This window comes from Neobacillus sp. YX16, assembly GCF_030123505.1.
Taxonomy (GTDB): Bacteria; Bacillota; Bacilli; order Bacillales; family Cytobacillaceae; genus Neobacillus.
This window is the reverse complement of record NZ_CP126115.1, coordinates 4,531,968-4,556,598: the sequence shown is the minus strand read 5'-3', so window position 1 is coordinate 4,556,598 and position 24,631 is coordinate 4,531,968. Positions and strand designations below refer to the sequence as shown.

The window sequence follows — 24,631 nt, the reverse complement described above, 5'->3', positions numbered from 1 at the left end:
AAGCTACTAAAAATACAATATAACAAAGTTAACACTATGTCAATGATGTAAACTGAAAGAAGGAAAATTATGCTCACCTATTTAAAGAGGTTGATTTCAAACTCAGAACTAAACTTAATATCTTATGCAGAGTACATTGAGGCAGTCCTCTATCATCCTGTATTAGGATACTATATGAAAAGTAAACAAAAAATTGGCAGCCAGGGAGATTTTATAACGACAAGTAATATTTCTGATATTTATGGGCGAATTATTGCAAAATGGTTTGCAAATGTTTGTAAGGAAAATGATTTAGAACCTATTTTTTGTGAGATTGGTGCAGGAAATGGCCGTTTTGCTCATGCCTTCTTACAGGAATGGGAGGATTCCATCAAAACCCCATTAAAATACATAATTGTAGAAAGTAGTCCTTATCATTTGAGTTTGCAAAATGAATTATTAAAGCCTGCCCATATTGTAACCCAAGTAACCAGGCTTGATGAACTAGAGCCTTTTGAAGGGATTGTCTTTTCCAATGAATTATTTGATGCCATGCCTGTTCATGTAATTGAGCAAGAGAACAATCAATTGTATGAAGTAATGGTGGGAATGAAAAATGAGAGCTTATATGAGGAAAAGGTTCCTTTAATTAATCCAGCTATCTATACTTTTTTAGAGGAGAGCGATCTGGTATTAAAGGAAAAGCAGCGAATAGAAGTCCCTTTGTTAATGGAAGGGATGGTGCAGGATATATCCCGTGTGTTAAAGAGGGGGCTTGTCTTAACAGCAGATTATGGTTATACCAAGGAGGACTGGAAGCATCCTTCAAGAATAATGGGAAGTTTGAGGGGATATTATCAGCATCAAATGATTCATGATGTTTTGGAGCACCCTGGAGAGATGGACATAACAACACACATTCATTTTGATTGGCTAATTCAAACGGGCCAGCAGGCAGAATTGTTATTCTATTCAAAGCTTAGGCAGGATGAGTTTTTACTTAAAGCAGGAATATTAAAGGAGTTAGAAAGCCATTATGATCCAAATCCTTTTTCAGAGGTGAGTAAACGAAATCGTGCTATTCGCAGTTTGATTATGCCATCTGGTATGAGTTCTTTTTTTCACATAGTCATTCAACAAAAAGGTATCAATGGTAATCTATTTCTAAATTAAAAAACACCGGAAAAGGTCCGGTGTTTTTTATGTGTTAATATCTTCTCAATGTCCTCCACCCAGTGGCATCATAAATGTTGTCCAATAAGTGAAACCTGCGAAGAATACTGTCAAATACCCACAGAAAACATACATGTACATACGTTCTGATAATTTTAGATAGCTTAACAAAACAAAGAATCCAGTTTGGGCCAAGAAAAGCATGGCAGTTTTATCCATATCACCTAGATAGAACATTACGGTGAAAATACCTGTCCAAAAACCCAAGACTCTGTACATACGATCCATATGTATCCCTCCTTTTCCCCTACAGTACCATCAAGAAATATTATAAAGAAAAGGAGTTCAAAAGTAAATAAAGTTTCAAATTAGTTTGAAACAAGCGCCTGGTAAGAACAAGTTTCACAACCAGTTACGATATTTTCTTTCTCAATCAGCTCTACTTTGTCAAATAATGCCTCGAACATTCCTTTTAGGAACTCATGATGCATAGCACAAACACTTTCGTGTTCCTCTGCCACTTCTTTGAACGGACAATTGTAAATCTGGAAGAAAATTTTTGTGTGATCCCCATTAACTTCAAATTCTGGATAGAATCCTGCTAATGTTGCAGCACTTTTTAATATGGTTAACTTTTGATCGAATTCTATTTCTTCCCCAATGGATTTTCTTGCCAATTCCTGCTCAATCACTTCAGTCCCAAAACGCTTACCAGTTAAATAAAGAGCTTGTTTACCAGCCTCACCTAACGTAAGCATAGTAGAAATTGCTACTTTGGATAGAAGCATATAATCCCGGAACGGGAAGTGCAATTGAATTACATCGTCCGATAACCGGTATAATCTACTTGGTCTGCCGCCTTTACCAGTCTTTTTAGTTTCAGAAGCTAACATGTTAACATCTTCAAGCTTAGATAAATGTAATCTTGCAACATTGGGATGAATATTAAAGTTCTCCGCCACTTCTTGTACAGTTACTTCTTGGTGACGTTTCGTAATGTATTGATAGATGTAATACCTGGTTGGATCTGATAAAACATTTGTAATCTTTAATGTTTGTTCCATCTCTGTTCACCTCGAACCCCCATAATTTAATCCAATTATAATACAGCGATTTAAACATGGGAACGAGGTTAACAATGTTAACACTATATGTTTAGAAATTGTTCACATTTGCCGAATGTGCATCGGGGTTTAGTTATACAAATGTTGTACAAAATATATACAATCTGTCTGTCAATAGTTGTTTTCTAGGGGATAATGGAGTGATAAACTCCGAAAATATTTTTTAAAAAAAGAGAAGAATCTTGAAGGAAAAGATTGAAAGATGTCGAATAACTACAAAGACAAAATAAAAGGTGGTGTTATTCATTGTAAGTTCAATTGAAATACTAGCAAATAGGATTATCACAGATGCTGCAAGAAACCAAGCTACAGATATTCACATTGTACCAAGAAAGAAAGACACTCTCATTCAAATCCGCTTAACGAACAAACTCATTCCCCGGTTATCACTTCCAAAAGATGAATGCGACAGATTAATTTCACATTTTAAGTTTACTGCAAATATGGATATCGGAGAACGAAGACGCCCACAAAGCGGTGCGATTTTTTGTGAGGTGGATGGAAAATTAATGGGTCTTAGACTTTCAACCCTTCCATCTAACAATCGAGAAAGTCTGGTTATCAGACTATTGCCTCAACAAGAACAGATTCCCTTTCACCAACTCTCACTTTTTCCTGGAATGACCAGAAAACTACTTGCCCTTCTAAAACACGCACATGGATTAATTATCTTTACTGGTCCGACCGGATCGGGAAAAACCACAACTCTTTACTCCCTTTTAAATGAAACCGCACATCTTTTTCATCGTAACGTAATCACACTTGAAGACCCTATCGAAAAAAACTACGATTCTGTTTTACAAATACAAGTGAATGAAAAAGCGGGCGTAACATACGCTGCTGGCCTTAAGGCGATTCTTCGTCATGATCCCGACATTATTATGGTCGGTGAAATACGTGATGCGGAAACGGCTAAAATTGCAGTGCGGGCTGCATTAACGGGACATTTGGTACTCAGTACAATGCATACAAGGGATGCGAAGGGGGCGGTATATCGTCTCCATGAGTTTGGTGTAAATTGGTTAGAGGTAGAACAAACCTTAATTGCTGTTACAGCACAACGATTAGTGGAGCTAACATGTCCGTATTGCCAAGGGGAGTGTTCGCCCTTTTGCTACTCATATGGGAGATGGAAAAGGGCGAGTGTTTTTGAACTTCTATCAGGGAGAAATCTTAATGCCGCGATGAAAGAAGCGAAAGGAGAAAATATAATATCGCGATACACGACAGTAAGGAAAGTTATAAACAAGGGGATTGCTCTGGGTTATATTAAAGAGTCTGAATACGATCGCTTGGTGTATGATCATGAAGCGCCGTAATTGGTCTGTTAATGAGCAGGCTAATTTCTTAAAACGGATAGGAGAATTATTGGAACGCGGGTACCCTATTGCAGAAGCAATTGAAAGCTTATCCTTACATTTACCAAATAATCGAAAGGAGGAGCTGTACCAATGTTTGGCAGATTTAAAAAATGGGATATCATTTCATGATGTCTTAGGTAATCTTGGCTTTCACAAGGATTTAATTGGTTATGTCTATTTTGCAGAACAGCATGGCAGCTTTGCAGAGGCACTCCTAGAAGGCAGCTCTCTAGCATTAGTAAAGGAGAATGATAGAAGAAAATTAGTAAAACTTGTACAGTATCCAGCCTTACTTATCTTTATCACTGGTTTTTTGTTAGTGTTTGTACAGAAATCATTGCTGCCCAAATTTACAAGTCTCTTCGAATCTATGAGTCTTGAAGCAAATTTCTTTATGAAGGTACTCTACTCATTTGACACCTATGTTCCAATATTAATAGCTATCTTCCTGCTTCTGTTGGCATTAGGTGCCACTTATTATATTTTTGTATTTCGGAAAATCTCCGTCCTGCAGCAGCGGTCACTACTCGTAAGAATTCCGATTGCGGGAAGAATCCTCAAATTGTTGTTTACCCATTATTTTTCTGTCCAGTTAAGTTTTCTTTTATCAGGGGGAATATCCGTATTTGAAGCCCTGCTTTTATTTGAAAAGAATCAAAGGCAGCCATTTTATAGCCAGCTGGGATTGGAAATCAAGCAAAAGCTGTTAACCGGTGAAAAACTTGAGTCAATCTTGGCTCGGTTTCCATTCTTTGAAAAAGAATTCCCAATGATAATAAAACATGGTCAAGAAAATGGAAAATTGGAACAAGAATTACTTTTCTTTAGTCAGCATTGCTTATTGAATATGGAGGAAGGGATTGAAAAAAGCTTAAAAATGATTCAGCCTGTTCTTTATGTCTTTATTGGTTTTCTCGTTGTATCAATGTATTTGGCAATATTATTACCAATGTTCCAGCTATTAGATGGAATATAGAAAAGCTTACACTATTAAATTGGAGGAATGAATGATGAAAAATGAGAAAGGTTTCACACTTGTTGAAATGATGATTGTTATGCTGGTTATTTCTGTTTTACTAATTGTTACAATTCCAAATGTGGCTAAGCATAATACTAATATTAACAACAAAGGCTGTGAAGCATATGTGAAGATGGTTCAAGCACAGGTACAATCTTATATAATCGACAAGAATAAGGTACCTACAATGGCAAATCTTATTTCAGAAGAATACCTTATTGAAGATAAAGGTTGTCCAAATGGAACACAAAATGTATTAATCGATTCAGAAGGAAAAGTAACCGCAGAAGCCAAAACAACACCTTAATGCACCACAATCAAAACGGATTTACATTAATTGAATCTTTGATTGTTCTCTCCATCTTTTTAATCATCTCTTCGATTACTGTCTTTAGCATAAAGCCACAATACCAAATAGCTACTAACAAGTCCTTTATTTCCCAATTAAAAGCAGATTTATATTACGGTCAGCAGTACGCCATCGCTAATCAGACGGAAGTGAGAGTTATCTTTATTGAGAATGAGCATTCGTATGTCATAGCAGCAGGTGCTAATAGCATTGTTGAAAGAAATTATTCTCCGAAGATAACAGTAGGTCAGGGCACCATCCAATTATATTTTAAATATAATCCGAATGGGAATGTAGATAGATTCGGTACAATATTTATTCGAACACCGCAGGAAGATTACAAATTAACTCTTTTAATTGGAAAGGGACGGTTTTATGTTTTGGAAGAATGATGGCTATTTTTTACTTGAACTCCTTTTATCATTGTCCGCTTTGTTTATGCTGAGTATGTTTTTTGTGCCCTTGTTAATAGATTTGGCAAATCAATCTCAGCAGCTTATTAGAGATAAAAGAGCTAAACAGTTTTTATTTGAGGAACTTCAAGCAAATTTAATTGAGGACAGGATTAATACCCATTACGCCATCACTCTTAATGAAACAGAATATAAGATTTACTGGCGTCTAACCTCAGTTAGTGGACAAAAGGAGGTTTGTGTAAAAGTTGAAGAAAATACACTTCTCCCAAGTTTTGAAGACTGTGCGATACCCGAATGAAAAAGCTTTTACTCTCCTCGAAGTGCTTTTTGCATTCTCAATCTTCACAACGATCGTGTTTTTCATGTTTCCGGTATTTCAAATCATATCAGACAATAAAGATTCAAATGGAAGGCTTCAAGCGATGGAATGGGATGTATTTTGCAGTCAGATAAAAAAGGAAATCCATATTAGCTCTAAAGCGGAAGTAATTTCAGGGAACCTAGTATTAACCCTAAATAATGAAAAAATTTTATATGAAAAGTATGGCAGTAATATAAGAAAGCGAGTGAATTCTACTGGTCATGAAACATTACTGCAGAATGTTTCTTTGGTCACTTTTACTAGGATAAATAACTCAGTGAAAATTACTGTAAAAGATGTTTGGGAAAGAGAATATAGTGTTGTAGTGCATTCCTATATTGAATGGTTTCCTATATTATGAGGAAAAGTGAACGAGGATTTACATACCCATTAACTTTGGTGGTACTCATTCTGTTTCTATCAATCTTTTCCTTTCGTGTAGAACAATTGCTTTCTGAAAGGAAATTGTCACATGAAACAACTGCGATACTTCAGGAGGAGTATTATTTCCATTCTTCTTTTAAAAAAATCGAAAAAATATTGCAATCAGGTGGTGTTATACCAGTAAAAGGTTCATTCTCCTATCAAAAAGGGATTATGGGATATCAAGCCGACATTCCGATTGGATCTGTTCAGAAAATTAACTTTACGCTTAAAATGCACACAGGTGAAACAGTGGCAGGACGCGGTTTTTTTGATATTGCTGCAAAAAAAATGATTAAATGGGCTGAAACTTATTAAGGGTGTTAGTTGTTTGAAATAAAAAAACATGGACATACTTGTAGGGAAGAAATGAAGGCAGGTGTGTCCATGAAAACAAATGATTATGTAAAATATATGACTCAAACTCTTGTTAAATATGCGGACCAGCCAAAAGATGAGCGAAAACGGCTCCGGGAAGAGAGAAAGCTAGCCAAGGCATCTTTTTGGTATCGTTGGTTTGGGATTCTTCCCTATATTTTTTATATCGAAGTAAAAAATAGGAGAAAAAGGTAAAGAAGCAGATTGATGTCTGCTTCTTTATTTTATTGGCTAGGAGTAGGTATAGAGTAGAAACTACGTTGATTTGTGCGGAAGGCGCGAGACTCCTCGAAAATGCTATCGCATTTTCTTCGTGCGTGGGCAGATTCGAGAAAGTAAATCAATGCCCTGCAGGAGGACGGGACAGGGGAGACCCCGCTTATCTCTTAGCGTCGAGGAGGCTTCCCGAACCGCCTGGAGCACAAATCAACCACCACCAAATTTTACACAGCCAATTTATTAAACAGCCTTATCGGTTAAATAAAACAATCCGCCATTAATAAAAGATATGTTTATTTTTGGTTCATACTGTTCCTGTAAAGCCCTTTTCTCTGTTTCGTAACTTTCATTTTCTTCTTCTGCATCCTCATAAAAATGGTGTAGAAGCTGCAAATCCTTCTCCCAACGCATCCTGGCATCCTCTGCCCAAGAATGATCATCTTCTTCAATTACTGCTTTGAGATAATTTTCAATCCGCGATAAACCGCTTTTCGGTTTTACAAGTGGAGATAACGTAAACGAATAATCTGGTATTTTCGGTGTAAGCTGAACATTCTGCAGACGATTATGGAAATCCTCTACCATTTGTCCATTTATGAGCTGCAAACCGATTGATTTAAAAATATCCCGTTTCCGGTCGCATTGATACGATATCTTAACATTCATACACAGCCAAGGCATTAATGGAGTTTGTTGATTGTTATTCTGGTGATTCTCATAAAGCCTGATGTAGCTCGAAAGTTTTTTAGTTGATTGAAATATTTGATGCAGTCTTGGAGACCCGAAATGAATCGTTTCTCCTTTTATATTTTCAGGTGCAATTTGTGGATTCGTAATAAAAGTAAGCTTCATTGGATTTGGAATCCCGCCTGTTTTTTCTAAATAATGCCAATAAAAAGGTCTATTCATTAATTCCTTATCGAGCTCAATAGATAACTGAACAGTTAAGTATCCAGGACCATTTTCTGATATTTCACATTCATTAGCCTGAAAGTAGCGTATGAGAAAGTTATGAATTTCCAGCTGCTGCATGTGAATCCTCCTTCTGCATATCTTTTGCCAAATCAATCATCGATGTAAGATTTTCCATCTTAATCCGCATTTCACCTTCGGAGCAGGATTGTCCGAATATATCAATTAAATGATCTTCAATACTTCCAAAGTCTAGCTTCGTTAAGATATCGTCTAAGTCACCTATTACTTTTTCAAATAGTTCAATTTTTTCATATAGAAGCTTTAATATATGTTCTTCAACCGTGTTTTGGATTGCAAAATTATAAATCATTACGTCCTTTTCTTGGCCAAGACGATGAATCCTTCCAATTCTTTGTTCAAGCCTCATTGGATTCCAGGGTAAATCGAAATTAATAATATGATTACAGAATTGAAGGTTGATTCCCTCACCGCCAGCTTCAGTTGCTATGAGGACTTGTGCATGCTTTTGAAATAGCTCACGCATCCAGTCTTTTTTGCCGCGCTTAAAACCGCCTCGGAAGGGAACAGATGATATACCATTTTGTTTTAAATACCATTGCAGGTACATTTGGGTCGCTCTATATTCGGTAAAAATTATTACCTTATCATCGATTTTTTGAATTAATTCCAATGCCTTTTCTGCTTTTGAGTTTGTTGTAACTGCTTCTACCTTTGAAATTAAATATTGAATTTGATCTTCGAATGCCTTTGTTGGATTTTCCTTTTTTTGCAGCATATTTTTAAGTGTATAAAATACGGACTCCCTGCTGCTACAAGCTTCCCGCTGTAAGGTCATCACCGAGAAAGCACTTGTATGAACCCAATCACCTTCACTTTTTAATTCAGTGATAGCTTCATACAATTCTTTCTCTTGAGTTGAAAATTCAATCGGAATCGTTTCCACCTGTCTTTTAGTCCATTCAATTCCTGTATCGGCACGCCGGTTTCGTATCATTACCTTATTTACCAGCTCTTTCAAATGCTCATTGTCATTTAGTGAGCGGGCATCCCGCTTGTATTTTTCATAAAATGCTGTTTCACTGCCTAAATGTCCTGGTTTTAATAGGGAAACAAGGTTAAAGATTTCTTCAATTCGATTTTGAATCGGTGTTGCAGTGAGAAGCAGACAAAACTTCTTTTTAAGATTTTGGACAAACTCATAGTTTTTAGTCTTATTGTTCTTAAGTTTGTGAGCCTCATCAATAATGATTAAATCGTAATCTTGTTTATAAATGATATCACGATGCGGGTCCCGTTTAGCTGTATCAATGGAAGAGACCACTACATCGCATTGCTCCCATACATAGCTTTTCCTTTGAGAAACAGCGGGAATAAAAAACTTACTATTTAATTCATAGGACCATTGGGTTACTAGTGAAGCAGGAACGAGAATTAATACTTTTTTAACGAGTCCGCGAATCATGTATTCTTTTAAAATAAGTCCGGCTTCAATTGTTTTTCCAAGCCCCACTTCATCAGCAAGAATAGCTTTTCCATTCATGTTTTCGATTACCTGCTTTGCGGTTTCGAGCTGATGAGGCAGCGGGGTAAGATTAGGCAGATGACTTGGTGCTTGTAAGCCTTCAAAATCAGGGATTATCAGATGCTTTTCAACTCCAACTGCAAGCTTAAAAAGCTCCCAATTTCCCCATGGGCCATCGTTTTCAATCCTATGTAAAAACTCATCCTGCCAAGAGGAATCAAATTCTATTTGAACTGTCATGTTTTCAGCTCCCTTTTGCAGAAAAATTTATTGCTCAATATTATGCTTTAATGGTAGGATGTAAATAGCTTTGAAAGTTTAAAATATTGTAATAAAATAATTTTTTTCAGATGTATATTTTAGTATGACCCGATTATGAAATTATTATAATGCGGATGATGACAAGGGGAGAGACTACTGATGTAGCGCCGAAGGAGCAAGCACAATGTGTGAATCTCTCAGGCAAAAGAACTCTTGTTTGACGCAGCTCTGGAGAGTGCTGACTAAAGGGCAGCCACCAAAGGGGAAAGCCGATCATAGGTAAACTTTCAGGTGCAAGGACAGAGACCTTCTTTTTCGTAAAAGGGAGGTTTCTGTCCTTTTTTGTTGTTTATGCGCTCAAGGATTTGACAAAGGTAACAACGTATGACAAACATCTTTGATTAAAGGGGGATTAATGATGACTGAATTAAAACGCACACCGCTATTCGACGTGTATAAGGAATATGGCGGGAAAACGATTGATTTTGGAGGCTGGGAGCTGCCTGTTCAATTCTCAAGCATCAAGGAAGAACATGAAGCCGTCCGTACAAAGGCTGGTTTATTTGATGTTTCGCATATGGGGGAAATTGAGGTAAAGGGACCAGACAGCATAAATTACTTACAAAAAATGTTAACAAATGACATTTCAAAAATTAAAAATGGCGGAGCACAATACAATGCAATGTGCTATGAAAATGGTGGCACTGTTGACGACCTGCTAGTTTATAAAATAGAAGACAATCATTATTTACTTGTTGTGAATGCCTCGAATATTGAGAAGGATTTCAAATGGCTTGAAGACCATTTAGAGGGCAATGTTACGATAGATAATTTATCTGAAAAAATGGCTCAATTGGCGCTGCAAGGCCCACTCTCTGAAAAAGTACTTCAAAAGCTTGCCGGAGATAGTAATTTAAGTGAAATTGGCTTTTTTAAGTTCCAACAGGAAGTGAAAATCAATGGAAAGAATGCACTGGTTTCACGAACTGGGTATACGGGTGAAGACGGCTTTGAAATATATTGCGATGCATCAGATGCTGTAGAACTTTGGCAGGCAATTTTATCTGCTGGTGAAGAAGAGGGCGTGGTTCCATGCGGACTAGGCTCTCGGGATACACTTCGCTTTGAGGCAACTTTAGCTCTCTATGGCCAAGAATTGTCTCCTGAAATCACTCCATTAGAAGCTGGAATTGGCTTTGCTGTTAAGTTGAACAAAGAAGCAGATTTTATCGGTAAGGAAGTACTTAAGCAGCAAAAAGATACCGGGGCGGCTAGAAAGTTAGCAGGAATTGAAATGATTGATCGTGGTATACCTCGTCATGGATACCAAGTATATAAAGGTGAAGAGCTAATTGGTGAGGTTACAACTGGAACTCAATCACCATCCTTGAAAAAGAATATTGGACTTGTCCTTATTAAAAGTGAACATGCAGTGATAGATTCTGAAATTGACGTGGAAATTCGCGGAAAACGCCTAAAGGCGAAAGTAGTCCCAACACCTTTTTATAAACGAGAAAAGTAAACACGAGGGGAGATTAGGTTATGAAACATCGCTATTTACCTATGACAGAAGAAGATAAAAAGGCAATGCTTGAAACAATTGGCGTTAGTTCCGTTGATGAATTATTCAGCGATATCCCAGAAAAAGTAAGATTTAAAGGTGAATATAACATTAAGGCAGCAAAGTCAGAGACTGCTTTGATGAAAGAGCTTTTTAATATGGCTTCTCGTAATGCCGATTTAAAAAGAAATGTCTCCTTTTTAGGAGCAGGGGTTTATGACCATTACATGCCAGTCATTGTTGACCATGTTATTTCCCGCTCAGAATTTTATACAGCTTATACACCATATCAGCCAGAAATCTCTCAAGGAGAGCTACAAGCTATTTTTGAATTCCAGACAATGATCTGTGAATTAACAGGCATGGATGTAGCAAACTCTTCTATGTATGATGGCGGTACAGCATTAGCTGAAGCAGCAATGCTAAGTGCTGGTCATACAAAACGTAAAAAAATCCTTGTTTCTGGTGCCGTTCACCCTGAATCAAAGGAAGTCCTCAAAACGTATGCAAAAGGACAGTATCTTGAAGTGATTGAAGTTCCAGTAGATAACGGGGTAACAGATATTGAAGCCTTAAAAGGTTTGGCAAACGAGGAAATTGCAGCAGTAATCGTTCAGTATCCAAACTTCTTCGGCAGAATTGAGCCTTTAGAGGAACTGGAAGAAATCATTCATGCTAACAAGTCACTGTTTGTTGTTTCAAGCAATCCGCTATCACTAGGAGTATTAACACCTCCAGGGAAGTTTGGAGCAGATATTGTTATTGGTGATGCACAGCCGTTTGGTATTCCTACAGCGTTTGGCGGACCACACTGCGGATATTTTGCGGTAACTACTAAGTTAATGCGTAAAGTTCCAGGTCGTCTAGTCGGCCAGACAAAAGATGATCAGGGACGCCGCGGTTTTGTACTAACACTTCAAGCCCGTGAACAGCATATCCGTCGTGATAAGGCGACTTCTAATATTTGTTCAAACCAAGCATTAAATGCCCTGGCAGCATCAGTAGCGATGACAGCACTAGGTAAAAAAGGTGTTCGTGAAATTGCCGCTGCTAACCTGCAAAAGGCCCACTATGCGAAAACTGCATTTAAAGAAGCTGGTTTTGAAGTCATCCATGATGGTTACTCCTTTAACGAATTTGTTGTTAAATTAAACAAACCAGTAAAAGAAATTAATCAAGAGCTGTTGCGAAAAGGAATGATTGGCGGGTACGATTTAGGCCGTGATTATCCTGAACTCGTAAATCATATGCTCGTTGCTGTTACAGAACAAAGATCGAAAGAAGAAATTGATACTTTTGTGAAAGAAGTGGGGGATTTACATGCATAACCAAGACCAGGCACTCATTTTTGAACTTAGTACACCAGGAAGAATTGGATACAGCCTCCCTGAAATGGATGTTCCTGAATTAGACGTTAGCAGTCTTCTTCCAAAAGGGTATTTACGCGCAGAAGAGCCAGAGCTGCCTGAAGTTTCTGAGCTTGATATTATGCGTCATTATACCGCCCTTTCACGGAGAAATCATGGAGTCGATTCTGGTTTTTATCCATTAGGCTCTTGCACAATGAAATATAACCCAAAAATTAATGAAAATGTAGCGCGTTTTAATGGATTTGCTCACGTCCACCCGCTTCAGGACGAAAGTTCTGTCCAAGGCGCTCTTGAGTTGTTGTATGATTTGCAGCAGCATTTAATTGAAATCACGGGAATGGATGAAGTGACACTACAGCCAGCAGCTGGTGCACATGGTGAATGGACAGGATTAATGATGATTCGTGCATACCATGAAGCAAATGGTGATCTAAAGCGTACAAAGGTTATCGTTCCGGATTCAGCACATGGAACAAATCCAGCTTCGGCAACGGTAGCAGGCCTTGAAACGATTACAGTTAAATCAAATGAGTATGGTTTAGTTGACCTTGACGATTTAAGAAGAGTAGTTGGCGAAGATACAGCTGCCTTAATGTTAACCAACCCGAATACACTTGGTCTTTTTGAAGAAAATATCGTTGAAATGGCTGAGATTGTTCACGCTGCAGGCGGTAAGCTCTATTATGATGGTGCGAACTTAAATGCGGTTCTATCTAAAGCTAGACCGGGAGATATGGGATTTGATGTTGTTCACTTGAATCTTCATAAAACATTCACCGGTCCACATGGCGGCGGTGGTCCTGGTTCTGGTCCTGTGGGTGTAAAAACCGATCTAATTCCTTTCCTTCCGAAGCCAGTAATAGCAAAACGTGGTGAAGAGTATGTGTTTGATTATGACCGTCCGCAATCTATCGGCCGTGTGAAGCCTTTCTATGGTAACTTTGGAATTAATGTACGTGCTTATACCTACATTCGTTCAATGGGTCCTGACGGCTTAAAGGCGGTAACTGAGTATGCTGTATTAAATGCAAACTATATGATGAGAAGACTTGCAGAGTATTATGATCTTCCGTTTGATAAGCATTGCAAACATGAATTTGTCCTAAGTGGAAGAAGACAGAAAAAATTAGGTGTTCGCACTTTGGATATTGCAAAACGACTGCTCGATTTTGGCTACCATCCGCCAACCATCTACTTCCCATTAAATGTAGAAGAATGTATCATGATCGAGCCAACTGAAACAGAATCCAAAGAAACGCTAGATTCTTTCGTTGATATCATGATTCAAATTGCGAAAGAGGTTGAGGAGAATCCGGAAATCGTCCAAGAAGCACCGCACACAACCGTTGTTGGGCGTATGGACGAAGCAACCGCTGCTCGTAAACCAATTCTTAGATATCAAAAGGCTTAAATATAGAAGGGCCAGACTCTGACAACAGAATCTGGCCCCTTTTCTATGCACAAAATAAAAAGACTTCCGCATAAAAGGAAGTCTTCATTGGCTTATTTTTTTACTTTTACTTTACCAGACCATTTTTTAAACCCGCCTTGAAGCTGGGTTAGGTCTTTGTAACCTTTACGGTGTAGAAATTGTGCTGCACGGGCACTGCGCATTCCGTTTTGGTCATATAAATAAACAGGTAAATCTGGGCGAAGCTCCTGCATTCGTGTTCTTATTTGCGAAATTGGAATATTACGGGCTCCTAAAATATGACCTGCCTGGAAATCGTTCGGTTCACGAACATCGATTAGCTGTGCCTTTCTATAACCGGCACGAAACTCCTCTTCTGTTACCGTTTTAACAATCCTTTTTTGATAAAAATAGGTGAAAACGGAATAAGCTATAACTGCTACAATGATGATTAATAGAGGTATAAGTGAATTCAATTTCTTTTTGCTCCTTTCAAGCTTTGGTACACTATGTTTTATTATATAAGTCAAACGTGCAAAGATAAAGAATAAACGACAAAATATTTCTTCTTCATTATACCAAAAACTTCTCGTTTTGAATTCATATCAGATTTTGGTAGACTAAAACAAGAGTAAACTACATAAAGATGAGGTTTTTAAATGGATAAAGAGGTATGGCGTTTTATAGATTCTGGAAATTGTTCCCCATCATTTAACATGGCGTTGGATGAGGCTTTGCTTGATTGGCATAGTGAAGGAAAAATCCCGCCTGTTATCAGATTTTATGGATGGAAACCTGCGACTCTATCAATAGGATATTTCCAAAAGGTTGATAAGGAGATCGACTTGGAGGCAGTAAAAGCCCATGGATTAGGGTTTGTAAGAAGGCCTACTGGCGGCCGTGGTGTTCTGCATGAGCATGAGCTGACTTACAGTGTCATTGTTTCTGAGGATCACCCAGAGATGCCTAAAACGGTAACAGAGGCTTATCGTGTTATTTCAGAAGGTATCTTAAAAGGATTCCATCACCTTGGATTAGAAGCATACTTTGCAGTTCCAAAAACAGACGAAGAGCGGAGTGCACTGAAGGATCCACGCTCAGCAGTTTGCTTCGATGCCCCAAGCTGGTATGAACTCGTGGTAGAAGGTCGTAAGGTCGCAGGAAGTGCACAGACAAGGCAAAAGGGAGTCATCCTACAACATGGTTCGATACTATTAGATTTAGATGAGGATAAGCTGTTCAGTTTATTTAAATATCCAAACGAGAGAGTAAAGGAACGGATGAAATCTTCTTTTAAAAATAAAGCAGTTGCTATTAATGAAATTAGTTCTAGAAGAATTAGTTTAGAGGAAGCGAAAGAAGCTTTTTATAAAGGCTTTGCAGATGGGCTTAATATCGAACTTGAATCCTATCAATTAACAGAAGAAGAACTAGCTTACGTTAATAAAATTGCAAAAGACCGATATGAAAATGATGAATGGAACTTCAAAAGATAAAATAAGACAGGCGAACCCATTTATGAGGTTCGCCTGTTTTTGTTATTGTTTGGTGACTTTTTGAATTTCCTTTACATATCTTTCATACCAGATTTTCCATTCTTCCTTACGTTCAATAGTCCGGCCATCCAGCAATGCTTCTATGACATCCAAACAGACATGCCAACCGGCAAGGTCTCTTGGAGTATGGTCAGTTATGGTATGTATTTTTTCAATGAACTTTAGTAAGCAGCCCTCAGATTCCTCGGACAATTCGAACCTGACTGTGTCTACCCACCAGGAGAATTCCAAAACAGAATTCATTTTTAGTTCTAAGATAGAAAGCTCATCAAAGGTACCATCCCCCATGTCAAACTTAATAACCCCGCCTTCACGAAGCTCATCAACTCGAAGCTCTGCAAACCATTTTGGGAGTTTCTCGTTATCGGTTAAATAAGACCATACCTCCTCTACAGGATGGTTAAGGTGACGTTCATATGTGGCAGAATATCCGGTTTCTCCTTTTTCTATGCGTGCTAACATTTATTTTTCCCCCCTTAAAAAGGCTCTTAATGTAAGTATACCTTTTTTAATATTCTCGTTAATCAATTTAACTCCTTTTTTTACGTGATTTTTCCTGTAATTTAAAATCGCAACCGGCGAAATTTGTTAAATTATCTTGTTTTATGCCGAAATCTAAGTGATATCTTATCTTTTCTCTTGTTTCTAGTTTATTTTGAGTTTGACAAACATGTGGTTTTCTGCCTAAACACAATATGTAGTATTGTCGAAAATATTTTCGGTACTATATATTGATTTGTGTGTCCTATCTGTGTTAATTTATTTATATTAAGTCAACTAGGAATACAAGATATAGTCTTGCTTACTAGAATTTCACACTAGATATAGAAATTTTGAAGGAGTTGTTCTCATGTCTGTAGTTTTTAGACAAAAAATGAATATTGATTTTGAAAGGTTGAATGAGGATATCCACTTATTCCCCCAAGTGCACCCGGTTACCCCAGATATGAAAATAACTCATAAGGGTGTTTCACGATTGGTCATGTTGGACCGTTACACCTTCAAAGACACTGCAAAAATCACCCTAACAAATGGCGACTTTGTTGTTCTCACTATAAAAGAAGATCCAAAATTCCCAGCACGTGGTCTCGGATACATCATGGAGATTGATTGGGAGAGTAAAAAAGCAAAGGTTTTAGTGGAAGAGGAATTTAGAGGTGTTCTTGATGACCCGGTAGAAAGTGAAACAGGAGCGATTTGGCGATCTCTAGATGTAATTGAAAAGCCCCTGGAACTGTTTTATGAACAAATTGCTAAGCGAAATGCAACTGGTCTTGCTTCTGTTGAAGAAACAGAAGAGAAGCGAATTGAGTGGTTTGAGAAGTTTTACAATGAGCTAGTATCGATGAACTTCATTCCAGCAGGGCGTGTGCTTTATGGAGCAGGAGCAGAAACTGACGTTACTTTCTTTAACTGTTACGTAATGCCGTTCGTTCCAGACTCACGTGAAGGCATTTCTGATCACCGTAAGCAAGTTATGGAAATCATGAGCCGTGGCGGCGGTGTAGGAACAAATGGATCAACATTACGACCTCGAAACACCTTGGCAAGAGGCGTGAATGGAAAATCATCTGGTTCGGTATCGTGGTTAGATGATATTGCGAAATTAACGCATTTGGTTGAACAAGGTGGGTCAAGACGCGGAGCTCAGATGATAATGTTGGCCGACTGGCATCCAGACGTTATTGAATTTATTATTTCAAAAATGCAAAACCCTAGAATTCTACGGTTTTTGATAGAAAATACAAATGATGAAACAATTAAGAAACATGCTAAGGACAAACTTAAATTCACTCCATTAACTGCACAGGAAAAGGCAATGTATCAGGGAATTGTTAATTATAAACATATTCCAGGTACTGGTGGTTTTGGTGAAGAAATCATTGCTGAGGCGGAAGAGAAGCTTCAAACTGGTGGTAACTACACTGTTCATAATTCGGAATTCTTAACAGGAGCGAACATCTCAATATGTTTAACGAAGGAATTTATGGACGCGGTTGAAAAAGATAGTGAGTATGAGCTTCGTTTCCCATATGTTGAACATTATAGTAAAGAGGAAATGAAAATTTACAATGAAGAATGGCATAATGTTGGAGACGTACGCGAATGGGAGAGACTCGGTCACAAAGTACGGGTTTATAAGAAAATCAAAGCAAAAGAACTTTGGAATCTAATTAACATTTGTGCAACTTACTCAGCAGAACCAGGAATATTTTTCATCGATAATGCCAACGACATGACAAATGCAAAAGCATATGGTCAACAGGTCGTGGCAACTAACCCATGTGGAGAACAGCCTCTCGCACCATTTTCTGTTTGTAACCTTGCTGCTGTTAACCTAGCTGAAATGGCTGATAAGGAAACAAAAACAGTTGATTTTGAAAAGTTAAAGAAGACTGTAGCAATAGGCGTTAGAATGCAAGATAACGTTATTAATGCTACACCATATTTCCTTGAAGAAAATAAGAAGCAGGCTCTAGGTGAGCGCCGCGTAGGTCTTGGAGTAATGGGCTTACACGATATGCTAATTTACTGTGAAACAGTGTACGGTTCAGAACAAGGAAATAAACTTGTTGATCAAGTTTTTGAAGTAATTGCAACAACAGCTTACAAAACTTCAGTAGAATTAGCCCAGGAAAAGGGAAGCTTCCCATTCTTAAATGGTGAAACACGCGAAGAAACAAACCGTTTAAGACAAGCATTCATCGATACAGGATATATGAAAAAAATGCCTGAAGATGTCCGTCAATCTATACTAGAAAATGGAATAAGAAATTCACATTTGCTAACTGTTGCTCCAACGGGTAAAATAATTGCCCCCAGTGTTCGTAAGAGCGCTGCGTAAACTTAGCTATATGCGGGAAACCCTGGCGTATCTCTTACTACCTTTGTCTTGCCAACAAGTAATTAGGTAAAAATGTAAGAGTGTTGGCTTAATAGCCTACCAGACAATCCGCAGGGAAGTCGTGGCTGACCCTTCAACGACTATACGCTGAGCAACCATATATATTATGGTTGATGATAGAGTCTGACCCATATTGCGAGATATGGAGCGGGTACTAATATTCCCGCCCTCTATAATGATTTATAGAGAGTAACAAAAGTGAGTACTGGAACAATGGTTGGCGTTTCAACTGGATTAGAACCTTATTTCTCATTCTCTTATTTCCGAAGTGGACGACTAGGAAAATTTATCGAAGTTAAGGCTGATATCGTTCAAGAATACCTAGATAGTCACCCAGAAGCAGATGCTGATAATCTTCCAAACTGGTTTGTTGCAGCAATGGAACTGGCACCAGAAGCACATGCTGATGTTCAATGTATCATTCAACGATGGATTGACAGTTCTATTAGTAAAACGGTTAATGCCCCACAAGGGTATAGTGTTGAACAAGTTGAAAAAGTATATGAGCGCCTATACAAGGGCGGAGCTAAGGGTGGTACTGTATACGTAGATGGATCACGTGATTCACAAGTCCTGACACTTAAAGCAGAGGAAAACGAGATTCCAACATTCAAAGAAAAAACGAAACAGCACGTGGTACTTGTTGATACCATTAATGACCTTCGTTCAACAGATGTGACCATAGGTTCTGAAATAGGCAACACATGCCCAGTCTGCCGTAAAGGACAAGTAAAAGAAATCGGCGGCTGTAATACATGTTCAAACTGTGGTACACAGCTTAAGTGTGGTTTATAAAAAGATAAAACGAGGATGCCTCTTAGGGTATCCTCGTTTTTTTATTCTTACAGAGGGAATGCAAAAGCAAAAAAATCTTGTTGCAAAATCTGTAAGAACGTTTGTTCTGGTGTATGATAAAAGAAAACAGGGTGGCGATTCCAATGATAAAGGAATGTCTAAATTGTGGGGAGCACATTAAGGTTAAACCAAGTCATTTTGATAGAAAAAAGTTTTGCTCTCGTGACTGCAAAACTCTTTATCAAAAAAAGAATCCACCTGATTTCTGAAAGACACTTTCTAAAAAAGAAAAAATCAGTTGTGATTTTTGTTATACAGAAATGAATAGGAAGCCATCCGCAATTTTTAATAAAAATTTCTGTAATTTGAAATGTAAACAATTATATCAGTTAAAACACGGTCACTTAATAAACCAGCACCTAGTAAATCAAGTAGGAAAAATTTGCATTAATTGTGGAAAGAGCTTTAGTGTTCCTAAAAATAGAGAGCATTCAGCTAAATATTGTTCTAAGGGATGTCTTGGAAAAGAGAATGGTAGAAGAGGGAAAGAATTATATAAAAAGAGAATCTTGATTTCGTGTGAAAAATGTGGAACCGAATTTGAAAAGAAACCTTCTACCATAAGTAAATTAAATTTTTGTTCAACTACTTGTATGGGTGATTATTATAGTGAAAGTAAGATGTTTACAGGCGAGAATAGTGGAACTTGGAACGGTGGAGATATTGACTACTACGGACCTAACTGGCTACATCAAAGAAGATTAGCTAGAAAACGAGATCAATTTACTTGCCAAGATTGCGGAAGTACAGAGAAGGACTATGGGAAAGAACTCTATGTTCATCATATAATCCCTTTCCGCAAATTTAATGGTGACTGGGAAAACGCGAACGTACTAAATAACTTGATTTGCCTTTGTGAATAACCTTGCCAAAGAAAAAGACATTCAAATATGGTTGATGTATAATCTTACTCATTTGGCTACATTTTGAGTGGAGAGTAATAAGCCTGCCATCTATGAAGACTTTTAGAGTGTAATAAATTTGAGTACTGGGTGGTTGGGGTATCCGCAAAATTAGAACCTTATTTCTTATTCATTTATTTCCGAAGTAGACATTTAGAGGAATTTATTGAAATGAGGCTGATATCGTTCAAGAATCTAGATAAAAAAAGTAAAAGAAATTGGCAGCTGTAATACATGTTCTAACAGTGTTCACAACTTAAGTGTGGTCCATATAAACAAAAAACGAGGTTGTCCTTTATTTGGGGCATCCTCATTTTTCTACAATAATTGTCCGATTAAATTAAGTAAGTATCCTCCGATAATTCCAGTAACCACAATCACCCAAGGTGGGAGTTTCCAATAGGCAAGCATGCTGAACAATAGGGCTGCAAAAGCAAAGTCAATAGGTGCCATTATTGAACTAGTCCATATCGGATCATAAAAAGCAGAGATTAATATACCCACAACGGCTGCATTTACGCCCATTAATGCTCCTTTTATTTTTGGATTACGGCTTAATCTATTCCAAAACGGTAATGTACCTAAGACTAGCAAAAACGCAGGGAGAAAGATAGCAATGGTTGCCAACAATCCGCCTGCCCATCCACCCATTACGGCACCTATATATGCAGCAAAAGTAAACAATGGTCCAGGTACAGCCTGGGCAGCACCATATCCAGCTAGGAAGGCTTCTTTACTGAGCCATCCATTCGGAACAAATTCACGTTCCAATAACGGTAAAACCACATGCCCGCCGCCAAAGACCAGCGAGCCAGACCGATAAAAGCTATCAAACATCGCCACCCAGCTAGAAGTAGTCAACTCTCTTAAAATAGGAAGGACAATCAATAATCCGAAAAATAAACCTAAACAAATGAATGCAAATCTTCGAGAAAGTGGGACCTGAATAGTAGAGGGGAACTCTTCCCTTTGCCCCTTATAGATAATAAAACCAGCAACAGCTGCGATTAGGATTACACTTACCTGTGTATATGCTGTTTGCCATAACAAGGTACATATTAAAACGAGTAAAGCAATTAATTTACGGGATAAATCAGGCGTTAACTTTTGTGCCATCCCCCATATAGCATGAGCCACAACGGCAACCGCTACAATTTTTAACCCGTGAATCCATCCAGCATTTCCAATATCCATTCCCTTAAGAATTAGGGCAAAAAGGATCACTATAACAACTGAAGGCGTTGTAAAACCAACAAATGCTAAGATTCCACCTAACAAACCGCCGCGCATTACGCCAATCCCGATTCCAACCTGACTGCTGGCCGGACCAGGTAAAAACTGGCACAGAGCTACAAGATTGGCGTATGCTTGTTCATCCAGCCATTTTCTTCTGCGAACATACTCAGCGTGAAAATATCCTAAATGTGCTATAGGGCCGCCAAATGAAGTTAATCCAAGTTTTGCTGAAACGATTAGAATTTCAAGAAGTAAAGAAAGTTTACTTTGTTTCATAAATCCCCCTTTTAAGTACAAGTGTATTAAGATAAGTTTATCAGTATGTTTCGAAATAATCATTGAAAATTGCCTCCATAAAATGTTAAAAATATGTAAACCCTCTTTACATACTATACCGGGGTATAATATAATCTTTTTACTAGATAATTTACAACATTTTCATGTTAGTTAATTTGCCTAAATATAAAAAGAAAATTGTCAAGAAACGTGCTATCGATTAGCACGCTCTATTTTTCAAAAAAATATACCCTATATGGGTATTAAGGAGTGAGATTAAGTGAAAAAATGGGCTATTACTGCACTTGTATACTTGTTAGTTGTGGTAGGAGGGTATTATGTCTATGCTTCTTTTGTGGAAACCGAATCTCATAATGAGTCTAAGTCACCACACGAACAAGAGGCAGAGTCCTCCCATGGTCAAGAGCATGAAGAAAACGATGAAAATCACGACGGTATAAGTGAGGTCATTCCTACTCTTCAAGTTGAAAATGGAGAATTGATTATTACCTTAACAGATTTGGCGGGAAATCCTGTATCAGATTTAGAGGTGAATCACGAAAAGCTGCTGCATTTGATTGTTGTCAGCACAGATTTAAAAGAGTATAAGCATTTACATCCTCAAACAAACGAGCCTGGAGTCTTCAAAGTAGCTCATTCATTACAAGCAGGGGAGTATAAAGCGTTTGTTGATATTAAACCAACAGGCAAGACCTATGAGGTTGCACCTATTTCATTCATGGTAGGAGAAAACCATAATGAACATGAGGAAGATTCTCTAACCGTTGACACCGAATTAACAAAGGAAGCTGGCGGTCGTACAGTAAAACTGCTTCCAAGTTCATTAAAAGTAAAGGAGGACATTCAACTTACATTTGATTTATCTGGAGATACCCCAGAGCAGTATCTTGGAGCATTAGGACATGTCGTTATACTTGATCAAAAAGGAGAAAATTACATTCACGTTCATCCACTAGAAGGAAATGAGCCTGTGTTTGCTACAAAATTTACAGAACCTGGGGTTTATAAGATATGGGCAGAGTTTAAGTTTAGTGGCCAAGTATTCGTATATCCGTACGTTGTAGAAATTAAATAGACTCTAGAAAGCATCGGTACTTCCCGATGCTTTTCTGTTGTGCGCCCGGCATGGGTGCAGTCTCTAGGGTGAAAGTCCCGAACCATGAAGGCAGTAGTAATGGTTAGCCTAACGCAAGGGTGTCCGCGGTGACGCGGAATCTGAAGGAAGCGAGCGGCAAACCTCCGGTCTGAGGAACACGAACTTCATATAAGGCTAGGTATCATTGGATGAGTTTGCAACACAAAACAAAGTCCTTACTGCCGAAGGTGGTACAGAGTAAATGAAGCAGATAGATGGAGGGAAAGACTGTACTCTTACCCGGGGAGATCTGATTGATAAGCCAAGTACACTTGGTAAACTATCTAGCAATGGATAGCTGAACAATCAGAAGTCAGCAGAAGTCATAGTACCATTCTTACTCGAGAAAGAATGGGAAGGACTGAACTATTAAGAAAGAATGAAGTCTGCACATTCGGTGATTGCATTGAACACAGACAATCCGAAAGGACCTACCTAAAGGAGGAAGCGGTGAATCCGTTGGGGACTCTAGGAGGGTGGAGCAAAAGTCGGCATAAACAGAACCTTCATTCACGTAGAAAGGATAACATCATGTTAATGGAACTAATTCTATCACGGGAAAATCTCTTAACTGCCCTAAAAAGGGTAGAGCAGAACAAAGGAAGTCACGGCATAGATGGAATGTCCGTAAAATTCCTACGACGACATCTCTATGAAAACTGGGATTCCCTTCGGGAAACTTTGAGAACAGGTAACTATCAACCTTCTCCTGTTCGCCGTGTCGAAATCCCGAAACCAGGCGGAGGGATAAGGCTTTTAGGCATACCGACTGTGACAGACCGTTTCATCCAACAGGCAATCGCCCAAGTATTAACCTCAATCTTTGATCCAACATTTTCTGAAAACAGCTATGGTTTCCGACCTAACAGGAGCGCCCATAATGCGGTAAGAAAGGCAAAGGGTTATATCAAAGAAGGTTACCGCTGGGTAATTGATATGGACTTAGAGAAATTCTTTGATAAGGTTAATCATGACATACTGATGGGAATACTCGCTAAGAGAATTGAAGACCGCATTCTTCTCAAACTAATCAGGAAATACCTTCAATCAGGTGTAATGCTTAATGGGGTCGTACAATCAACGGAGGAAGGTACTCCGCAAGGGGGACCTCTCAGTCCACTACTTTCAAACATAATTCTTGATAAATTAGATAAAGAATTGGAAGCCAGAGGGCATAAGTTTGTCCGTTATGCGGATGACTGCAACATTTATGTTAAGTCATTAAAAGCAGGGGAACGTGTGATGGAATCCATTACGACGATTATTGAGCAGAAACTAAAATTGAAGGTAAACAGGGATAAGTCGGCAATCGACCGTCCGTGGAAACGGAAATTTCTTGGTTTCAGTTTCACATTTAATAAAGAACCGAAGGTGCGAATAGCGAAACAAAGCATTAAACGCTTTAAGACGAAGATTCGAGAAATTACCTCTCGGTCAAAACCTATCCCACTTGAGGTAAGAATTGAAATGTTAAACCGCTATCTTACAGGATGGTGCGGGTACTTCGCTTTAGCGGACACTCCAAGCAAATTCAAAGAATTTGATGAATGGATAAGAAGAAGGCTAAGAATGTGCGAATGGAAACAGTGGAAGAAATCTAAAACTAGAGTTAGAAAACTGATTGGTTTAGGCGTCCCTGGTTACAAGGCGCACGAATGGGGCAACTCCAGAAAGAAATACTGGAGAATCGCCTGTAGCCCAATATTACACAAAACCCTCGATAACTCATATTGGAGTCAACGAGGGTTGAAAAGTCTATATAACCGTTATGAAACTTTACGTCAATCTTAATAGAACCGCCGTATACCGAACGGTACGTACGGTGGTGTGAGAGGTCGGGGGTTAGTCACCCCCTCCTACTCGATTTGATAATTGTCCCAGAA

Annotated in this window: 23 protein-coding genes, 2 pseudogenes and 1 riboswitch; of the genes and pseudogenes, 18 read left to right on the top strand and 7 right to left on the bottom strand. The window is 38.3% G+C overall.

The features are described from left to right. Positions 1-69 precede the first annotated feature (69 nt). Positions 70-1,152, top strand: coding sequence for a class I SAM-dependent methyltransferase (locus QNH48_RS22480; RefSeq protein WP_283952080.1), 1,083 nt, complete (start codon positions 70-72; stop codon positions 1,150-1,152). A 45-nt stretch (positions 1,153-1,197) separates the two neighbouring features. On the opposite strand, the gene QNH48_RS22475 is transcribed toward QNH48_RS22480, so the two are convergent. Continuing rightward, the gene (locus tag QNH48_RS22475) at positions 1,198-1,440 is read right to left on the bottom strand and encodes a DUF2626 domain-containing protein (RefSeq protein WP_095247095.1); all 243 of its coding nucleotides are present in this window, start codon (positions 1,438-1,440) and stop codon (positions 1,198-1,200) included. A gap of 80 nt (positions 1,441-1,520) precedes the next feature. Then, on the bottom strand, positions 1,521-2,216 hold the full coding sequence (locus QNH48_RS22470) for a helix-turn-helix transcriptional regulator (RefSeq protein WP_283952079.1): 696 nt from the start codon (positions 2,214-2,216) through the stop codon (positions 1,521-1,523). Between the two features lie 296 nt (positions 2,217-2,512). Here QNH48_RS22470 and comGA point away from each other — a divergent pair, with 296 nt between their 5' ends. From comGA to QNH48_RS22430, 8 genes are all read left to right on the top strand, one after another. Continuing rightward, positions 2,513-3,595, top strand: coding sequence for a competence type IV pilus ATPase ComGA (gene comGA, locus QNH48_RS22465; protein WP_283952078.1), 1,083 nt, complete (start codon positions 2,513-2,515; stop codon positions 3,593-3,595). Next, positions 3,582-4,613, top strand: coding sequence for a competence type IV pilus assembly protein ComGB (gene comGB / locus QNH48_RS22460; RefSeq protein WP_283952077.1), 1,032 nt, complete (start codon positions 3,582-3,584; stop codon positions 4,611-4,613). Before comGA ends, comGB begins: the two co-directional genes overlap by 14 nt. A gap of 34 nt (positions 4,614-4,647) precedes the next feature. Continuing rightward, positions 4,648-4,962: a competence type IV pilus major pilin ComGC gene (comGC, locus tag QNH48_RS22455; protein ID WP_283955854.1), complete on the top strand. Its 315-nt coding sequence runs from the start codon at positions 4,648-4,650 to the stop codon at positions 4,960-4,962. Continuing rightward, entirely contained in the window at positions 4,962-5,396 is a 435-nt protein-coding gene (gene comGD / locus QNH48_RS22450; RefSeq protein ID WP_283952076.1) for a competence type IV pilus minor pilin ComGD, read from the top strand. The genes comGC and comGD overlap by 1 nt, the downstream gene beginning before the upstream one ends. Then, positions 5,380-5,718 (top strand): hypothetical protein, encoded by a 339-nt coding sequence (locus QNH48_RS22445; RefSeq protein WP_283952075.1) that lies wholly within the window; start codon positions 5,380-5,382, stop codon positions 5,716-5,718. The genes comGD and QNH48_RS22445 overlap by 17 nt, the downstream gene beginning before the upstream one ends. Beyond that, entirely contained in the window at positions 5,702-6,142 is a 441-nt protein-coding gene (gene comGF, locus QNH48_RS22440) for a competence type IV pilus minor pilin ComGF (protein ID WP_283955853.1), read from the top strand. The genes QNH48_RS22445 and comGF overlap by 17 nt, the downstream gene beginning before the upstream one ends. After that, the gene (comGG, locus tag QNH48_RS22435) at positions 6,139-6,522 is read left to right on the top strand and encodes a competence type IV pilus minor pilin ComGG (protein WP_283952074.1); all 384 of its coding nucleotides are present in this window, start codon (positions 6,139-6,141) and stop codon (positions 6,520-6,522) included. Before comGF ends, comGG begins: the two co-directional genes overlap by 4 nt. A 69-nt stretch (positions 6,523-6,591) precedes the next feature. Beyond that, positions 6,592-6,777: a YqzE family protein gene (locus QNH48_RS22430; protein ID WP_095247127.1), complete on the top strand. Its 186-nt coding sequence runs from the start codon at positions 6,592-6,594 to the stop codon at positions 6,775-6,777. A 264-nt stretch (positions 6,778-7,041) separates the two neighbouring features. Here the strand turns inward: QNH48_RS22430 and QNH48_RS22425 are convergent, their stop codons facing one another. Next, the gene (locus QNH48_RS22425; protein ID WP_095247103.1) at positions 7,042-7,833 is read right to left on the bottom strand and encodes a YqhG family protein; all 792 of its coding nucleotides are present in this window, start codon (positions 7,831-7,833) and stop codon (positions 7,042-7,044) included. Next, positions 7,811-9,499, bottom strand: coding sequence for a DEAD/DEAH box helicase (locus QNH48_RS22420; protein WP_095247104.1), 1,689 nt, complete (start codon positions 9,497-9,499; stop codon positions 7,811-7,813). Before QNH48_RS22420 ends, QNH48_RS22425 begins: the two co-directional genes overlap by 23 nt. 155 nt (positions 9,500-9,654) lie before the next feature. Next, positions 9,655-9,743: riboswitch (glycine riboswitch) on the top strand. A gap of 195 nt (positions 9,744-9,938) precedes the next feature. On the opposite strand from QNH48_RS22420, the gene gcvT reads away from it, so the two are divergent. From gcvT to gcvPB, 3 genes are read left to right on the top strand one after another with little or no spacing between them, the layout of a single operon-like run. Further along, positions 9,939-11,042 carry a glycine cleavage system aminomethyltransferase GcvT gene (gene gcvT, locus QNH48_RS22415; RefSeq protein ID WP_283955852.1) on the top strand — a complete coding sequence of 368 codons (1,104 nt, stop codon included), beginning with the start codon at positions 9,939-9,941 and terminating at the stop codon, positions 11,040-11,042. A 20-nt stretch (positions 11,043-11,062) separates the two neighbouring features. Then, positions 11,063-12,409 carry an aminomethyl-transferring glycine dehydrogenase subunit GcvPA gene (gcvPA, locus tag QNH48_RS22410; protein ID WP_283952073.1) on the top strand — a complete coding sequence of 449 codons (1,347 nt, stop codon included), beginning with the start codon at positions 11,063-11,065 and terminating at the stop codon, positions 12,407-12,409. Beyond that, positions 12,402-13,862, top strand: a complete 1,461-nt coding sequence (gcvPB, locus tag QNH48_RS22405) for an aminomethyl-transferring glycine dehydrogenase subunit GcvPB (protein ID WP_283952072.1) — start codon at positions 12,402-12,404, stop codon at positions 13,860-13,862. Before gcvPA ends, gcvPB begins: the two co-directional genes overlap by 8 nt. 92 nt (positions 13,863-13,954) lie before the next feature. On the opposite strand, the gene QNH48_RS22400 is transcribed toward gcvPB, so the two are convergent. Continuing rightward, positions 13,955-14,338 carry a rhodanese-like domain-containing protein gene (locus tag QNH48_RS22400; protein WP_095247108.1) on the bottom strand — a complete coding sequence of 128 codons (384 nt, stop codon included), beginning with the start codon at positions 14,336-14,338 and terminating at the stop codon, positions 13,955-13,957. 183 nt (positions 14,339-14,521) lie between these two features. Here QNH48_RS22400 and QNH48_RS22395 point away from each other — a divergent pair, with 183 nt between their 5' ends. Beyond that, positions 14,522-15,358: a lipoate--protein ligase family protein gene (locus QNH48_RS22395; RefSeq protein ID WP_283952071.1), complete on the top strand. Its 837-nt coding sequence runs from the start codon at positions 14,522-14,524 to the stop codon at positions 15,356-15,358. A gap of 42 nt (positions 15,359-15,400) precedes the next feature. Here the strand turns inward: QNH48_RS22395 and QNH48_RS22390 are convergent, their stop codons facing one another. Further along, positions 15,401-15,880, bottom strand: a complete 480-nt coding sequence (locus QNH48_RS22390) for an SRPBCC family protein (RefSeq protein ID WP_283952070.1) — start codon at positions 15,878-15,880, stop codon at positions 15,401-15,403. Positions 15,881-16,268: 388 nt separating this feature from the next. Between QNH48_RS22390 and QNH48_RS22385 the strand changes: the two are divergent. The 3 genes and pseudogenes from QNH48_RS22385 to QNH48_RS22375 form a co-directional block, all read left to right on the top strand. Continuing rightward, positions 16,269-18,230 (top strand): annotated as a pseudogene (locus tag QNH48_RS22385) (vitamin B12-dependent ribonucleotide reductase); the annotation flags it as partial. A 300-nt stretch (positions 18,231-18,530) separates the two neighbouring features. After that, positions 18,531-19,118, top strand: a pseudogene (locus QNH48_RS22380) (hypothetical protein); the annotation flags it as partial. Positions 19,119-19,438: 320 nt separating this feature from the next. Then, a complete protein-coding gene (locus QNH48_RS22375; protein ID WP_283952069.1) occupies positions 19,439-20,041 on the top strand; it encodes an HNH endonuclease in 603 nt (200 codons plus the stop codon). 357 nt (positions 20,042-20,398) lie between these two features. Here the strand turns inward: QNH48_RS22375 and QNH48_RS22370 are convergent, their stop codons facing one another. Further along, positions 20,399-21,592, bottom strand: a complete 1,194-nt coding sequence (locus tag QNH48_RS22370; protein WP_283952068.1) for a chromate transporter — start codon at positions 21,590-21,592, stop codon at positions 20,399-20,401. Between the two features lie 280 nt (positions 21,593-21,872). Here QNH48_RS22370 and QNH48_RS22365 point away from each other — a divergent pair, with 280 nt between their 5' ends. Next, the gene (locus tag QNH48_RS22365; protein WP_283952067.1) at positions 21,873-22,688 is read left to right on the top strand and encodes a DUF8832 domain-containing protein; all 816 of its coding nucleotides are present in this window, start codon (positions 21,873-21,875) and stop codon (positions 22,686-22,688) included. Between the two features lie 591 nt (positions 22,689-23,279). Then, on the top strand, positions 23,280-24,539 hold the full coding sequence (ltrA, locus tag QNH48_RS22360; RefSeq protein WP_283955690.1) for a group II intron reverse transcriptase/maturase: 1,260 nt from the start codon (positions 23,280-23,282) through the stop codon (positions 24,537-24,539). The last annotated feature ends 92 nt before the right edge of the window (positions 24,540-24,631 follow it).

Coding starts and splice junctions, on each gene's coding strand:
- gcvT (WP_283955852.1), top strand. CDS start 9,939: ATGACTGAATTAAAACGCACACCGCTATTCGACGTGTATAAGGAATAT.
- QNH48_RS22475 (WP_095247095.1), bottom strand. CDS start 1,440: ATGGATCGTATGTACAGAGTCTTGGGTTTTTGGACAGGTATTTTCACC.
- QNH48_RS22395 (WP_283952071.1), top strand. CDS start 14,522: ATGGATAAAGAGGTATGGCGTTTTATAGATTCTGGAAATTGTTCCCCA.
- comGB (WP_283952077.1), top strand. CDS start 3,582: ATGAAGCGCCGTAATTGGTCTGTTAATGAGCAGGCTAATTTCTTAAAA.
- QNH48_RS22375 (WP_283952069.1), top strand. CDS start 19,439: ATGAATAGGAAGCCATCCGCAATTTTTAATAAAAATTTCTGTAATTTG.
- QNH48_RS22470 (WP_283952079.1), bottom strand. CDS start 2,216: ATGGAACAAACATTAAAGATTACAAATGTTTTATCAGATCCAACCAGG.
- comGG (WP_283952074.1), top strand. CDS start 6,139: ATGAGGAAAAGTGAACGAGGATTTACATACCCATTAACTTTGGTGGTA.
- comGD (WP_283952076.1), top strand. CDS start 4,962: ATGCACCACAATCAAAACGGATTTACATTAATTGAATCTTTGATTGTT.
- QNH48_RS22370 (WP_283952068.1), bottom strand. CDS start 21,592: ATGAAACAAAGTAAACTTTCTTTACTTCTTGAAATTCTAATCGTTTCA.
- ltrA (WP_283955690.1), top strand. CDS start 23,280: ATGTTAATGGAACTAATTCTATCACGGGAAAATCTCTTAACTGCCCTA.
- QNH48_RS22390 (WP_283952070.1), bottom strand. CDS start 15,880: ATGTTAGCACGCATAGAAAAAGGAGAAACCGGATATTCTGCCACATAT.
- QNH48_RS22445 (WP_283952075.1), top strand. CDS start 5,380: ATGTTTTGGAAGAATGATGGCTATTTTTTACTTGAACTCCTTTTATCA.
- QNH48_RS22425 (WP_095247103.1), bottom strand. CDS start 7,833: ATGCAGCAGCTGGAAATTCATAACTTTCTCATACGCTACTTTCAGGCT.
- QNH48_RS22480 (WP_283952080.1), top strand. CDS start 70: ATGCTCACCTATTTAAAGAGGTTGATTTCAAACTCAGAACTAAACTTA.
- QNH48_RS22430 (WP_095247127.1), top strand. CDS start 6,592: ATGAAAACAAATGATTATGTAAAATATATGACTCAAACTCTTGTTAAA.
- gcvPA (WP_283952073.1), top strand. CDS start 11,063: ATGAAACATCGCTATTTACCTATGACAGAAGAAGATAAAAAGGCAATG.
- gcvPB (WP_283952072.1), top strand. CDS start 12,402: ATGCATAACCAAGACCAGGCACTCATTTTTGAACTTAGTACACCAGGA.
- comGC (WP_283955854.1), top strand. CDS start 4,648: ATGAAAAATGAGAAAGGTTTCACACTTGTTGAAATGATGATTGTTATG.
- QNH48_RS22420 (WP_095247104.1), bottom strand. CDS start 9,499: ATGACAGTTCAAATAGAATTTGATTCCTCTTGGCAGGATGAGTTTTTA.